This window comes from Streptococcus oralis (genome assembly GCF_016028255.1).
In the GTDB taxonomy this organism is placed as follows: domain Bacteria; phylum Bacillota; class Bacilli; order Lactobacillales; family Streptococcaceae; genus Streptococcus; species Streptococcus oralis_AC.
In genome coordinates, this window is sequence record NZ_CP065707.1 from 1443322 (window position 1) to 1457046 (window position 13725).

The following is a 13725-nucleotide window of genomic DNA, read 5'->3' on the forward strand; positions in this document are numbered from 1 at the left end:
CATACATTTCTACGCATAATCGTACACCCATCTTACATTTAAAAAGCCTATCTTACATTTTTGTAAGACAGGCGTGAATATCAAAAATTTATTATGAAATTTACCTTCTAGTCCGTAATTCGTTGGTACATTTCTGGTCTTCTATCTCGAAACAGTCCCCAGTTTAGGCGTTCACTTGCTCCCTTGTCAAGGTCATAAGTAGCTAAGAGAACAGCTTCTCCTTGTCTTTCGGCTTGTTCTAGAATAGTTCCCGTTTCATCCGTCATAAATGAGTAACCGTAGAAGTCAAGACTGGAACTCTGTCCACCATTTTCCTCACTAGGAGTGACTTCTTCCAAACCGTAACGATTGGCTGCAATGACTGGAACAATATTAGCTGCTGCGTGCCCTTGCATAGTACGTTGCCAGTGACCACAACTGTCTGTATCCAAAATCGGCTCTGAACCGATGGCTGTTGGATAAAAGAGTAATTCAGCACCATTCAATGCAAGACAGCGCGCTGTTTCAGGGAACCATTGATCCCAACAGATGCCAATCCCAATCTTAGCGTAGCGAGTATCCCAGACCTTGAAACCAGTGTTACCAGGCGTAAAGTAAAACTTTTCTTGATAATAATGGTCATCTGGTATGTGGGTCTTTCGATAAACGCCCAGCACTTCCCCATCAGCATCAATGACAGCAATAGAGTTATATAAGACATTACCATCTTTTTCATAGAAACTGATGGGTAAAACAACTTCTAGTTCCTTAGCAATCACCTTAAAATGCTGAATAGCTGTATTTTCTGTCACCGACTGGGCATACTGGTAGTAGTCATACAGGCGTTCCTGACAGAAATAGGGACGTTCAAATAATTCAGGCAAGAGAATAATTTGGGATCCTTGCTCAGCTGCTTGTCGAACTAAACGTTCAGCTGTTTGAATATTCGTTTCAACATCCTTAGCGCATTGCATCTGGATCGCTGCAACTTTTACATTTCTCATCTTCTTCTCCTATTCTGGGATTTGTTGGGTGATACAGTGGATATTGCCACCACCTAAAAGAATATCTCTAGCTGGTATTCCGACAACTTGGCGGTCTGGGAAACACTTGCTGATAATATCTAAAGCCACTTGGTCGTTTACATCCTCAAACTGTGGCACTAAGACAGCCTTGTTGGCAATATAGAAATTGGCATAGGAAGCCGCAAGACGCTCGCCCTCATAACGCTCCTCTTCCCCTTCTTCATAGGTATAGCCTGGTAAATCCTCTTTAGTGACAACCTGACGAATAGCCGGAATCGGAAGTTTATGAATAGTGAAGGAACGGCCTTTTGCATCAGTTTCTTTCTCTAAGAGAGCTAAATCAGCTGCAGACATGGCATACTGAGGATCATTTTGATCATCTGTCCAAGCCAAGACAAGCTCTGCAGGACCAACGAAAGCTGCAACATTATCAACGTGTTCATTGGTTTCGTCCTGATAAATACCATAAGGAAGCCAGATAACTTTTTCAGCACCAAGGCTCTCTAATAAGGTATACTCGATTTCCTCTTTACTTAGATGAGGATTACGACCGGGACTAAGTAAGCAACTTTCAGTTACGAGAATCGTGCCTTGACCGTCGCTGTGTATCGCGCCTCCCTCTAGTACAAAAGGTTTAGCATCGTAAACAGGCATTTCCAAGTCCTCAGCAAAAAGCCTAGCTACTTGGTCATCTTCTTCATAGTCTTGATACAGACCATCCACAGCCCCACCCCAAGCATTGAAAGACCAATCAACTGCCAACTTTTCTCTTTTGTCATTAACAAGAATGGTCGGACCTGTATCACGAGCCCAGGCATCATTGGTGGGAATGTCTAAATAAACAACCTTGTCTACAAGATAAGATTGGGCTTCAGATAGATGGTTCCGCTCCACCAAAAGATAGACTCTTTCCCCTTCTGCTATGGTCTTGATGATCTGAGTAAATGCTCTTTTGGCAGCTTTTCCTTGAAAAGGCCACGATCCTGGTCGAGTCGGCCATATCATGAGGGTACCATGGTGTGGTTCATACTCTGCTGGCATACGAAAACCCAATTTTTTTGGACTGTCCATCATGATAATCTCCCTTTAAAGTCTTGATAGCCGAAAGCTTTGACTAAGCTGCAGTCTCCCTGCTCGTCCATAAGATAGAGACTTGGCAATCCAATACCATTAAAGGTATTATTTTTAACAAAGGAGTAAATAGCCATGTCTTCAAAATAAAGTCTATCACCGATTTGGACAGGATTTTCAAAACTATAATCACCAATCACATCACCCGTCAGACAGGTATTGGAAGAAAGTCTGTAGGTATGGGCTTTTTCCTGAGCTTCAAAGCCATTTCTCAAAGGTGGACGATAGGGCATCTCAAGTACATCTGGCATATGACAGGTCGCAGAGGCATCTAAAACCAAGATTTCCATACCATTTTCTACAATGTCCAATACCTCAGTTGCTAGATAACCTGCATTGAGCGCAATGGCTTCACCCGGTTCGATATAGACTTCAAGATTGTAAGTTTCTCGGATACGCTTGATTTCAGAAATCAGTAAATCCACATCGTAGTCTTCTCTTGTGATGTGGTGTCCTCCACCCATATTGAGCCATTTTACCTCATGTAAATAAGAACTAAACTGCGCTTCTACTGCTTTCAAAGTTGTCTCTAAATCCTCTGAACCTTGCTCGCAAAGGGTATGAAAATGAAGGCCATCCACCAAGTCCAGCAAATCACTCGGTATCTTGTCTAGGGTAACTCCAAAACGGGAGCCAGGTGCACAAGGATCGTAGAGCGCGTGATCTCCTTGAGTTGAACACTGAGGGTTGAGGCGCAAACCGACACTGATACCAGCCTCTCGGCAACGAGGACCGTGCTTACGCAACTGTCTCTCCGAGTTAAAGACGATATGGTCTGTTATCTCAAGTAATTCCTCCAAGTCCGCATCCTTAAATGCTGGCGCGAATACATGGACTTCCCCTTGGAACTCTTCTCTAGCTAACTTAGCTTCATAGAGACCACTTGCAGTTGTACCGGATAGATACTGGCTAATCAAGGGATAGGTTTTGTAAAGAGAATATGCCTTCTGGGCGAGCAAAACCTTGCAACCAGACTTTTCCTGAACCTCTTGTAAAATGCGGCAGTTGGCTTCTAACTTTGCCAAGTCAATGACATAAGCTGGTGTTGGTACTTGTTCTAGCTTCATTAGTCCACCATTTGTGGATTTTCAACCACAACCCAAGGTAAACCATACTCATTCAAAGCTTCCATAAATGGATCTGGATCCAATTCTTCAAGGTTGTAAACTCCAGGCTGTTTCCAAGTTCCGTTCATAACCAATTTTGTCCCAATCATGGCTGGAACGCCTGTAGTGTAAGAAATAGCTTGTGAACCAACCTCTGCGTAGCATTCCTGATGGTCGCAAACATTGTAGATGTAGATGGTCTTTTCAACACCATCTTTGACACCTGTAAAGATACATCCGATATTGGTTTTACCAACAGTGCGTGGCCCGAGGCTGGCTGGATCTGGAAGCAAGGCTTTTAAGAATTGAATCGGAACGATTTCTTGTCCGTTAAAATTAATCGCATCTGTACGAAGGAGACCAACGTTTTCCAAGCATTTCATGTGAGTTAGATAAGATTGACCAAAGGTCATAAAGAAACGAATCCGTTTGACGCCTGGAATGTTTTTAGCCAATGATTCGATTTCTTCATGGTGAAGGAGATACATGTCTTTTTGACCAACCTGAGGGAAATCATACTCACGTTTGATAGACATAGCTTCGACTTCTACCCACTTTCCATCTTCCCAGTAAGAACCTGGTGCAGAAACCTCGCGGAGATTGATTTCTGGGTTGAAGTTAGTCGCAAATGGATAACCGTGGTCACCACCATTACAGTCTAAAATGTCGATATAGTGGATTTCATCAAAATAGTGTTTGAGAGCATAGGCTGAAAAGACACTAGTCACACCTGGGTCAAAACCAGATCCAAGCAGAGCTGTTAAGCCTGCCTCTTTGAATTTCTCCTGATAAGCCCACTGCCATGAGTAGTCAAAGTAGGCTGTAAAACCAAGTTCCTTGCAACGTTTTTCATAAATGGCACGCCACTCAGGATCTTCTGTGTCCTCAGCTTCGTAGTTAGCTGTGTCGATATAGTGAACTCCAGTCGCTAAACAAGCATCCATGATAGTTAAGTCTTGGTATGGCAGAGCTACGTTCAAAACAGCTTCTGGCTTGTAGCTTTCAATCAAGGCAATCACTTCTTCAACCTTGTCAGCATCAACAGCAGCTGTTTCAATCTTTGTACTTGTTTTACCTTCTAATTTAGCCTTCAAGTCATCACATTTTGACTTGGTACGGCTAGCAATCATAATCTCTGAAAAGGTTTCGCTATCTTGACAAATCTTTGAAATAGCAACTTGGGCAACGCCCCCACATCCAATAACTAGTAAACGACTCATTTTTTTCCTTCCTCTTCTTCTAAGATATCCTCTACATACTTAGGCAACATAAAGGATCCCACGTGTAAGTTTGCAGTGTAGTATTCTGTGAAAAGCTGACGTTTTTTCCAGCCTTCCTTGTCAAAATCTTTGACAGGGTGGTATTTTTTCGATGCAAATCCAAACAACCAATAGCCAGCTGGGCTAGTTGGAATATGTGCCTGATAGACCCGGCTGATTGGAAAGGCTTGATTGACCTTGCGGTGCATGCTTCGGCAAGCTGACTCATCCTCGTCAAAGAAGGGACTTCCATGCTGATAAATCATGATGCCGTCTTCTTTCAAGGCTCTGTAACTGTTTCCGTAAAATTCCTTGGTAAAGAGCCCTTCCGTATGTCCAAATGGATCCGTCGCATCGTTGATAATGATATCGTAATCATCCTCACAGTTTCTCAAAAATCTCAGTCCATTTTGATAATAAATGGTAACACGAGGGTCATCTAGCCCTGCAGCAAAGTCTGGGAAATACTCACGACAAACCTCAACAAGCATTTCATCTGGTTCCACGATATCGATTTGCTCCAGTTCAGGATAGAGTGTTAATACTTGGGCAACTCCGCCGTCGCCCCCCCCTATAACCAAGACTTTCTTTGGATTGGGATGGACAGCCATCGGTACGTGGACGGTCATTTCATTGTAGACAAAATCATCTGCATCTGAAAACAAGACATGGCCATTTAAGATTAATATTTTCCCAAAAGCGGGAGTATCTAATACTTCTATATCCTGCCATTCACTTTTTCCAGCGAAGAGTTGCTTAGCTGTTCTCAAAGATAATTTCACATCTGGAGTATGAACTTCAGAAAACCATAAATCCATCTAGTTCTCCTTTCTCTTAATGACGTTGATGTGATTGACCTCTGGATCTTCCGTCCCTTGGAGGGAACAACCACGTTCTTTGGCAAATAGGATATAATCCACAATTTCTCGTGTAATGCGTTCACCTGGTGCTAGGATTGGAATCCCTGGAGGATAGCACATGACAAATTCCCCACAGACCTGTCCAACAGACTCATCCAAGGTTAAACTTCTTCTCTCTGAATAGAAGGCTTCCTGAGGAGAAAGCACTAACTCTGGTTGGATATATTCTCCAGCAATCAAGTCCTTTCCATCTCTTGAATAGAGTCTCTTAATATCAGCCAAAGCACCGACCAGACGCTCGATGTCTTGGATGCGGTCGCCGATGGAAATATAAGCCAAGATATTGCCAATATCCCCAAACTCAATCTGAATATCATATTCGTCTCGCAGGAGGTCATAAACTTCGATACCTGTTAAGCCAATACCCTGAGTGTAGACTGACAGCTTGGTCACGTCAAAATCACAGACCGACACACCGTCTATTAACTCTTTTGAGTAGGCATAGTAACCACCGATAGCATTGATTTCACGACGAGCATACTCGGATAGTTCAATAACCTTCTCAAAAGACTCTTTACCACGAAGAGCTAGATTACGACGTGAAATATCAAGACTTGCCATCAACAAGTAAGAGGCAGATGTAGACTGGGCCAGGTTAATGATCTGTCGAACATATTCAGGATTCATACGCTCCCCGATAAGCAGTATGGAGCTCTGGGTCAAACTCCCACCAGACTTATGCATAGAGACCGCCGCCATATCAGCGCCAGCGTCCATAGCAGATAGTGGCAATTTGTCTGTAAAATGCAAATGCGCTCCATGAGCTTCATCTACTAAAACCAGCATGCCAGCTTTATGAGCCATTTCCGTTAAACCCTTGAGGTCTGAACAAATACCATAGTAGGTAGGATTGTTGATTAGGATAGCTTTAGCATCCGGATGTTCCTTGATGGCCTGTGCAACACGGTCATTTTCAAGACCTAAAGCGATGCCAATTTTAGGATCTACACTCATCTCAATATAGATGGGAATGGCACCACATAGAACCAGCGCATTGATAGCAGATTTGTGAACATTTCGCGGCAGAATAATCTTATCTCCAGCCTTGCAGGTGGAAAGAATCATGGTTTGAACAGATGATGTTGTTCCACCAATCATGAGAAAGGCATGCGCTGCTCCAAAAGCATCCGCAGCCAGCTCCTCTGCATCTCGAATAATCGAAATGGGATGGCCTAGATTATCCAAGGGTTTCATAGAATTGACATCAATGCCAACACATTTTTCTCCCAACAATTCAACAAGTTCTGGATTTCCCCGTCCGCGTTTATGACCTGGTACATCAAAGGGAACAATCCTTTTCTTTCGTAACTTAATCAGTCCTTCATAAATAGGGGCCTGGTTCTGATCTAACTTTATCAAGACATACTCCTTTACCATATTTTTAGCGCCTAAAAAAATGAAGGCGACCAAAGCTTGACTTATGAAAAAAGAGCAGGTTTTCACCTGCTCTGCAATCTTCTGACGTTTTTATTTTGGTTTCTGTTGAGTATGTCTGTTCCCGATGTTTCCTAACTCTCTAGTAGCAAATATTACGTACTTTATTGATCGTTTCACAAGATGACGTGTGCTTTCACCACACTAAAATTTATGAATTAGGACAAGCGTCCTAACATCAACTTATAAAAGTAGGCTTTTAACCCTATCAATAATGTGGCTTTTCAACCACGCTTCGGCATTCAACCCTGCCTGTCCGTAGGCATTTTTTACTCGGGTTTATATTTGCTAGAAAACATCATCTCATTTTCTAAGCCTTATAACTATATCATGTTTACAAGAGCTTGTAAAGTACTTTTTTTAAATTTTCTTAAAATTTGTTCGCGAATAGTTAAATTGCCACCCAAAAGTTAAAGTCCAATCAACTGAAAACGATTAAAAAAGGAACTAATTTTTAGTTCCTCTCAAAATTATTTAATCTTATGCTTATTCATTTTCTCTTGGAAAATATCTGTAATGATTTGGCGCAATTCTTCTCTTTCCTTCTCAGGAATCTCACCACTTCTTTTCGCAATAGCATAAAGTTCTGGATGTTCGATGGAAATTCGCTTTATTGTCCGAGTTGTTGCGTGTTTTCTCACGAAAAATGGGATGCGTTTGATCCATTCCTGAGGTACTAGGGCAAGGATTTTCGCAGCGGTTTCCTTATCGCTAATTTCAGATGTTGTCAATCCCTGCCTTATCATCTCCTGTTCTTTTTCTGTAAAATCTTTTAATTCCATTTCCTTCTCCTAGCCAGTAAATTTCTCTATCGTAAATTATATACTAATCTTGACCAAAGTACAAATAGAACCACGTCCAAAGACTATAGTAGTTTACCATTTCCTTCAATCGTCACGCGCTACTTCTCCAATTAGCTCAAAGTCTATCATATGGTAGTTTTCATCCAAACGAATCAAGGAAAAATATTCATTCCAAAATAGGTGGTCGCTACGACTTTTCCACTGAAGTCCATACCATAGTTGGGTCGAGTCTACAGGATGTGCAGGCGGAACTGACCATAATTTATCACCAAAGGTTGTTCGCATGGTTCCTTCTTCAATTCTAGTCAGTAAATCTACACCATTCAGTTTGTAGGAGATAGCTTTTGTTCTTGCTACTGAAATACGGTCTTCATCCAGTTTAAACTGGATAATTTTACAGTCCTCTAAGACAGTTTCTTTTATTTCATCTCCATATAATGCAATACTTCCAAGGATTAAACCATCTTTTCCAAGAAGATAGGGAGCATACGACACAACATTACTATCTCGATGAAAACCTTTTTCGATAAAAATACTCTTATCAGCCTGATATTTTTTGATTTTCCCCGAAGAAAGAGCCTCATCATAATCGTTACTAAAGCTGTCATTCTCCCTGATGTAGATGTCAAAACCTTCTTTCAGAAGATCACTCACACTTGTTTGTGTTAGCGTGATCGACTTGTCATCTATCATCAATTCTGGTGCTTTAGGTGGCAACCCTATCTGACCGTATGCAATCATAACAAATAATGCCACCATAAAAGAAACCACAAGCGCAATCATAGCTTTGCCCGTGCGTTTTCTAGCATTAAAAAGTGCCATAATTGGTGGTAGGATCACAATTCTTGCCAAGATAGCATTACCAGTTCCTCCCCTACTCATTATTTGCACTACAAAAACGCCAGCAATCGCAATTATCGACAAGTAAACTAGAAGCTCGCCAAGCCCCATCTTATCTGTACGAGTTTGCTCATTTACTGGCTCGTCTAAGACGGATTCCCCATTCACTACCAGCCTTTTGAGGAAGAAATACAAGCCAAGTCCAATCCCCAAAAATGCTAGTCCAAGAAAAACTAGTGATCCGATTGCAATCATTCTGCCCATCTTTTTTCTCCTTAGTTGATACATTCAGCCTTTATTTTCTTTTTTAAAGTTCTATTCGCAATCAGTAGCACGAGTAAAAGAAAGGGGATCCCATTAAGAACAAATATGGGGAAGGCCTTAATAGCAATCCATAATATCGTCCCTTTTTTCTCAATCCAACTACTCCCCCAATCACCATTGATCAATGGAAATAGTGATTCTATATAGCCTTGATACCATAGAAAAAATGGATTTTGGGAGCAATTCGCATTCAGCCAGATAATTATCAAGCAAAACAGAATCAAATAGACCAGACCGACAAATACACTAATCCGTCTGGTGGTTTTTGTCGCCTGCCGACAGATTCTTTCTTTGGCCTCCTGATTGATCCTTTCCAAAGCACTATTCTTACAAGTTTCCTTTTCAAATCTGTAGAGTAGATACCGATAGAGGTAATCCTTTCGCTTATGACCTTTCATATAAAACCTCGTCTAAAGCTTGGAGAACGAATTAAAAATCTTCTAATTCAAGGAATTGCAGTCTAGATAATTTGTGATTATTGGTGAAGGAAACATAGGGATCTTGTTCAGAGCATATCGACATACCATGTTTTTTCACCGCCAAATCCATAGAATTTCTCATCAATCAACCATTTGCCATCAATCAACCTAAGCACAAACTTATGTTTCATTTCCAAAGCTTCCTCATAGTATAGTATGACCGTTGCCAGATCCCTTTTTCGCATGGTAAACCAAACGGAAAAATTCTCGCCTCGTAAATATGAATACTCACTTGGATGGCCATAGGAGTTCCTAGCCCCTTTTGATAAGAGTTTCTCGCTTACACAGCCATCAAGGAGAGCCAGATAGCGTTGATGGTATTCGTCCATCAGTTCATTCCACTCGGGATGGATCTGATGTGAAGGTATCTTGAGTAGCCTTTTTTCAGCATCGAGTTCCTTGTTGCGTTCATAGATTTCTTCTTCCAAAAAGGTTAATTTCTGTAATAATTCCAATAACGGAGGCAAGAGTTCATCTACCATTTTTTTGTATTTTTCTGGGGTGCTTTTTAACGTCAGTTCCATTATTTTCTAACCTCGATATTCATGTGTCAGTTCTGCCAATTCTCTATCAGACAAACTACCATCAGTATAGAGTTTTTTCAACAACTTATCATCAAAAAAGAATAATATTCTATCATAAATTCTTTAAACCTATCGTATGTATCAAAGGTGTATCCCAATAACCAAGTTCCGCCATTATTATTCTCAATGTTATTTTGATGAATGATACCATCATACCAGATACAAAATGTTGTTTCTTCTCTTTCTTTTAAAGTTAAAAGATTCAGCCATTTTTCATCAATACCTTCATAAATCCTGTCGATAATGTTCTGATTCCATTGGTCAGCTGCAAACTGATTGAGACTATTTTCATGATCAAATCCCTTTATCAAGACCACTTCTTCTGTAAAAATCACATCCAAAGAATCCCCAGCACCGTTATCAATGCTGTATCGGCTAGTGAAGTCCGTTACTTTCTTTCGTATCAATCTCAAATAGTCTTTTGAAGGATCTGTTAAATAATCATCCAAAACATACAAGGCCTCAAGGCTTTTTTGCATATTGTCCCGGTCTAAGCGCTTCATATCTCACCTTTTCTACCCATCTTTTCCATTACTTGCTAAAATCGCAATTCTTATAGCGAGAAGAAACAAAGACTGAAATCGAAATCTGAGGAATATTCCATTCATTAGCTAGGTAAATCCTGCACTCAATTTCATCTCCTTTAGGAGTCCTTGCAATAAATTCGTATCTTCCTAATTCTTCATTGTTTCTATTTCTTTCAATCCTTTCGAAATAGCTTTCTTTAAAAAACTTCTGAAACGCTTCCCAAATCAGCTCAACCTCATTAAGCGATAATTCGACTTTTAGACCATATCCCAATCAACCTTACATCTCATCTTTCGACCCGTTTCATCAGCTTTGCAAGTTTTTACGCTTCCTTTATTATGAACCCAATCAATACTATCCAATTGATTGATCTTACTAGCTAATAAGTCTTTGAACCCAGTCATTTGTCCTAGAAAATACTTAGATGCAATCTCAAAAATCTCTAAATTCTCCAATGCCATCATCCTCTCTTATAATTTGAACATTTCTTGGCCAGTTTACACTAGTTTCCTAATCCGCATCTACCCAGAGATGATATTTTTTACAGTCAAGACATCTGAATAGATAGCCACAAACGGATCTATTACCATCCTCGATTAATATTGGATCTTGGAACCCTTTATATATAAAACACTTCTCGTTTTTCTTCTATTATACCACTTAAAAGACAAAAGCCTGTAGTTTCAGTGTACTGCAGGCTTACTATGTAGAAAGAAATAATGATGACCACAACATTCATACATTTCAGGTGCTGATATTGATAATATGTTTCTTTGTAGTTTTAGAGCTGGAGAAACTTATCTATCAAATAACTCTCAAATGTTTCTATATGATTGGTGTATAATGCTTACTTAGAAATCTAATAGCAGATTTTTGAGCCTTTTTAATTTTTTCAAGGTCCATATTTTCTACCGCAGAAGATGATATCCATCTCTTGCCAAATAATATTTGAGCTGCTTCTTTCATCATACCGCAAGCATAGAGGTCTTTTTCTTCGGTAATAGCTTGAATAAAACTGGTCTTTGCTTCTTTGGATATGATTTCTACTTTTACTCTATGAAAGGACAGTTGCATGAGACTTGTCGCAGACCATGCACGACAAAAAGCATCTCCATCACCTAGCATTTGTCTTGTCAAAAGACCAATTTCTTTTTCTGTTCCTACCCAACCTAAAGCTATGACCACCTTTTGACGAAGAATAGTATTCTTTATATCTAAAAGTGAAATGAGAATAGGAATCAGTTGGTCACAAAGCGACCAATAAAAATCTCGATGCTTTGATTTAGAAAGGATTTCCGCTATAAGATACGCAGTCAATACACTTTGTTTTTCATCTTTAACTTCATCCAACTGTTCAAATAGAAACTCTAATCCATCTCTTCCATGTTTATCAAAGCTACCTTCTAAATGCAGGTTTCTACCTTCATTCCAATCTTTGCAAATCAGTTCATAATGATATGCGATTTCTTGGGAACTACCCAAATTAGCTACAAATTTGATTCTTTTACCAGAAGGAAAGCTTTCTTTTTCCAAGTCAAGATATGCTTTTTGTAAATCTTCTTTATCCATTTTTTGCCTCAAGCTATTTTATTCTTTTAGAAACGTTTGATAAACCTTTTAACAAATAGTGACCATGACATTACCATTGAGCTCTAAAATTTTCTTGTAAAAATCTTTCATTGCTTGGAAATACTCGCAGATTTCTTCTTCAATCTCTTCCTCTTCTTCATCATAATCCCAAATATCAGGATAAAGATCAGCATTTTTACAAGCTTGCATACTAAAATGCGCCATGGCTTCTTCAATATCAAAGTTTTCCAAAGCTGAACAAATCTCTACTACTTTTGTTTTTTCTGTATAAGCAATATATTCCGTAACATTTTCAAGAGGTGTCACACCCAAAACAGCAACGCTCAAAGTATCATTTCCACTAGGATTTGAAGTGCCAACACCTGTAAGCACAAAATGAAGAACATCCCACATCTTATCTATATCAAGTAAAAGTTCTGCTTCCTCTACTATCTCAAATTGATCATCTTCTTCAGCATTAAACCTTTTCATTTGATGTAAATACTGATCATTGATATATCTATAATTAGCAATCATTCCCATTTGTTTTTCCTCCAAAATTTCTATGTTAAATGACAATATTTATGTTTTATAAAAGCTTATTATCGCTAAGGTCTGATTCTTATCTGATGAATAGTATCCTCAGATGTTTTCCCTATAAAGTGTTATAATAAAGGTGTATCCAAAATGTGGATTATAGTTTGAAAAGGAGAATAGCAATGGGCTTTTTTATATTTGCTTTGACTTTTTATTTTATTTTTTTCCTATTCTTAGTCTGTACGATTTATCTCTATTTTAAACTGGCGAGTGCCGTTAGAGCCGGCGAAGAAGTTCCTAAGTGGATGTATCAGTTTGGGCAAGGTTTTCAAGGACGCTACCATATTGAATATGAAGATATCACTAATAGGAACGCTCTCAAAGAAGTAAACCTATTTATTTTCTATTTTGTTCTGGCTAATATCCTCACTTTAGTGGCATTGTATGTTAAAATGGACAATTTTCCAGCAGCTCTTTATACTTGTTTAAAGGCTCAATTTGCCATTGTTGTAGCAAGTATGCTGTTTAGAAACCTTATCAACTTAATGTTATTTATAGTAAAGCGTCCAAGGAAAAACCATCACCGCTATTCATCATCTAATGCGGTTGTTGGTGCTGTCTTTTTGACTACTTTCATCTTTACTTTTTGCATCTTCATCACTGGCTTTCCTGCTCAACCTTTTGGAATACAAATCGATAAGACCAATGTGGTGGTCGGAGAAACAAGGGCTTCAGAACTACTGGACCAGGGGTTCAGCTTTACTGGAAAAAATCCTGAGAGCGAGATTGTGAACAAACGCAATGACCACTTCTACTACGGAGAACTGCTTGAAATAGTTCGAGATGGTAAATCTTACGGTCTTATGAGCATTACACCAAAGTGGAAAGACACTGATAAACTCGAGAACTGCGTGGTCACATACTATGAAATCTCAGCAGACAGCCCGCAACTCTCCCAAGTTAACATCAATAACCAAGACCTCTCCAAACTTACAATCAATGACTTTAAAACAAAAAAATTAACAGATATCTTTTCACTGAAACCTGCTGATGCTAAAGAAGTGAAACAGGACACCTACTTCAGTCTGAGGCTGCAAACTGCTGACTATGTGCTATGGAGCAGCTATCATTTTGTGGCAAATTTCAATAGTGATCAGTCCCCCTATCGATACGGTGTAAGAGTCCAGCATACAATCTGGGAGTAAGA

13 protein-coding genes and 2 pseudogenes are annotated in these 13725 nt (G+C 39.6%); 1 reads left to right on the forward strand and 14 read right to left on the reverse strand.

All coding sequences use genetic code 11. The features are described from left to right. Nucleotides 1-107: 107 nt before the first annotated feature. From aguB to I6G42_RS07130, 14 genes and pseudogenes are all read right to left on the reverse strand, one after another. Entirely contained in the window at nucleotides 108-983 is an 876-nt protein-coding gene (gene aguB / locus I6G42_RS07060; protein WP_038805269.1) for an N-carbamoylputrescine amidase, read from the reverse strand. Nucleotides 984-992: 9 nt separating this feature from the next. Continuing rightward, on the reverse strand, nucleotides 993-2078 hold the full coding sequence (gene aguA, locus I6G42_RS07065; protein WP_038805271.1) for an agmatine deiminase: 1086 nt from the start codon (nucleotides 2076-2078) through the stop codon (nucleotides 993-995). Continuing rightward, nucleotides 2075-3202 carry a carboxynorspermidine decarboxylase gene (nspC, locus tag I6G42_RS07070; protein ID WP_038805272.1) on the reverse strand — a complete coding sequence of 376 codons (1128 nt, stop codon included), beginning with the start codon at nucleotides 3200-3202 and terminating at the stop codon, nucleotides 2075-2077. Before nspC ends, aguA begins: the two co-directional genes overlap by 4 nt. Continuing rightward, nucleotides 3202-4461 (reverse strand): saccharopine dehydrogenase family protein, encoded by a 1260-nt coding sequence (locus I6G42_RS07075; protein ID WP_038805273.1) that lies wholly within the window; start codon nucleotides 4459-4461, stop codon nucleotides 3202-3204. Before I6G42_RS07075 ends, nspC begins: the two co-directional genes overlap by 1 nt. Then, nucleotides 4458-5318, reverse strand: coding sequence for a polyamine aminopropyltransferase (speE, locus tag I6G42_RS07080; protein WP_038805274.1), 861 nt, complete (start codon nucleotides 5316-5318; stop codon nucleotides 4458-4460). Before speE ends, I6G42_RS07075 begins: the two co-directional genes overlap by 4 nt. Next, nucleotides 5319-6779 (reverse strand): aminotransferase class I/II-fold pyridoxal phosphate-dependent enzyme, encoded by a 1461-nt coding sequence (locus tag I6G42_RS07085; protein WP_038805656.1) that lies wholly within the window; start codon nucleotides 6777-6779, stop codon nucleotides 5319-5321. Nucleotides 6780-7324: 545 nt separating this feature from the next. Beyond that, on the reverse strand, nucleotides 7325-7636 hold the full coding sequence (locus I6G42_RS07090; protein WP_038805275.1) for a hypothetical protein: 312 nt from the start codon (nucleotides 7634-7636) through the stop codon (nucleotides 7325-7327). A 105-nt stretch (nucleotides 7637-7741) separates the two neighbouring features. Beyond that, entirely contained in the window at nucleotides 7742-8761 is a 1020-nt protein-coding gene (locus I6G42_RS07095; RefSeq protein ID WP_038805276.1) for a hypothetical protein, read from the reverse strand. A gap of 11 nt (nucleotides 8762-8772) precedes the next feature. Further along, on the reverse strand, nucleotides 8773-9219 hold the full coding sequence (locus I6G42_RS07100) for a hypothetical protein (protein ID WP_038805277.1): 447 nt from the start codon (nucleotides 9217-9219) through the stop codon (nucleotides 8773-8775). Between the two features lie 107 nt (nucleotides 9220-9326). Next, on the reverse strand, nucleotides 9327-9824 hold the full coding sequence (locus I6G42_RS07105) for a hypothetical protein (protein ID WP_038805278.1): 498 nt from the start codon (nucleotides 9822-9824) through the stop codon (nucleotides 9327-9329). 6 nt (nucleotides 9825-9830) lie between these two features. Further along, nucleotides 9831-10387: pseudogene (locus I6G42_RS07110) on the reverse strand (hypothetical protein). A gap of 28 nt (nucleotides 10388-10415) precedes the next feature. Then, nucleotides 10416-10873 (reverse strand): annotated as a pseudogene (locus I6G42_RS10335) (hypothetical protein). A 364-nt stretch (nucleotides 10874-11237) separates the two neighbouring features. Continuing rightward, complete coding sequence (locus tag I6G42_RS07125; RefSeq protein WP_038805279.1) at nucleotides 11238-11981, reverse strand: HEAT repeat domain-containing protein; 744 nt, start codon at nucleotides 11979-11981, stop codon at nucleotides 11238-11240. A 48-nt stretch (nucleotides 11982-12029) separates the two neighbouring features. Beyond that, complete coding sequence (locus I6G42_RS07130; protein WP_038805280.1) at nucleotides 12030-12524, reverse strand: YfbM family protein; 495 nt, start codon at nucleotides 12522-12524, stop codon at nucleotides 12030-12032. Between the two features lie 176 nt (nucleotides 12525-12700). Between I6G42_RS07130 and I6G42_RS07135 the strand changes: the two genes are divergently transcribed. Beyond that, nucleotides 12701-13723: a hypothetical protein gene (locus I6G42_RS07135; RefSeq protein ID WP_038805282.1), complete on the forward strand. Its 1023-nt coding sequence runs from the start codon at nucleotides 12701-12703 to the stop codon at nucleotides 13721-13723. The last annotated feature ends 2 nt before the right edge of the window (nucleotides 13724-13725 follow it).

Coding starts and splice junctions, on each gene's coding strand:
- I6G42_RS07135 (WP_038805282.1), top strand. CDS start 12,701: ATGGGCTTTTTTATATTTGCTTTGACTTTTTATTTTATTTTTTTCCTA.
- I6G42_RS07100 (WP_038805277.1), bottom strand. CDS start 9,219: ATGAAAGGTCATAAGCGAAAGGATTACCTCTATCGGTATCTACTCTAC.
- I6G42_RS07125 (WP_038805279.1), bottom strand. CDS start 11,981: ATGGATAAAGAAGATTTACAAAAAGCATATCTTGACTTGGAAAAAGAA.
- aguB (WP_038805269.1), bottom strand. CDS start 983: ATGAGAAATGTAAAAGTTGCAGCGATCCAGATGCAATGCGCTAAGGAT.
- I6G42_RS07095 (WP_038805276.1), bottom strand. CDS start 8,761: ATGGGCAGAATGATTGCAATCGGATCACTAGTTTTTCTTGGACTAGCA.
- I6G42_RS07105 (WP_038805278.1), bottom strand. CDS start 9,824: ATGGAACTGACGTTAAAAAGCACCCCAGAAAAATACAAAAAAATGGTA.
- I6G42_RS07075 (WP_038805273.1), bottom strand. CDS start 4,461: ATGAGTCGTTTACTAGTTATTGGATGTGGGGGCGTTGCCCAAGTTGCT.
- speE (WP_038805274.1), bottom strand. CDS start 5,318: ATGGATTTATGGTTTTCTGAAGTTCATACTCCAGATGTGAAATTATCT.
- nspC (WP_038805272.1), bottom strand. CDS start 3,202: ATGAAGCTAGAACAAGTACCAACACCAGCTTATGTCATTGACTTGGCA.
- I6G42_RS07090 (WP_038805275.1), bottom strand. CDS start 7,636: ATGGAATTAAAAGATTTTACAGAAAAAGAACAGGAGATGATAAGGCAG.
- I6G42_RS07130 (WP_038805280.1), bottom strand. CDS start 12,524: ATGGGAATGATTGCTAATTATAGATATATCAATGATCAGTATTTACAT.
- aguA (WP_038805271.1), bottom strand. CDS start 2,078: ATGATGGACAGTCCAAAAAAATTGGGTTTTCGTATGCCAGCAGAGTAT.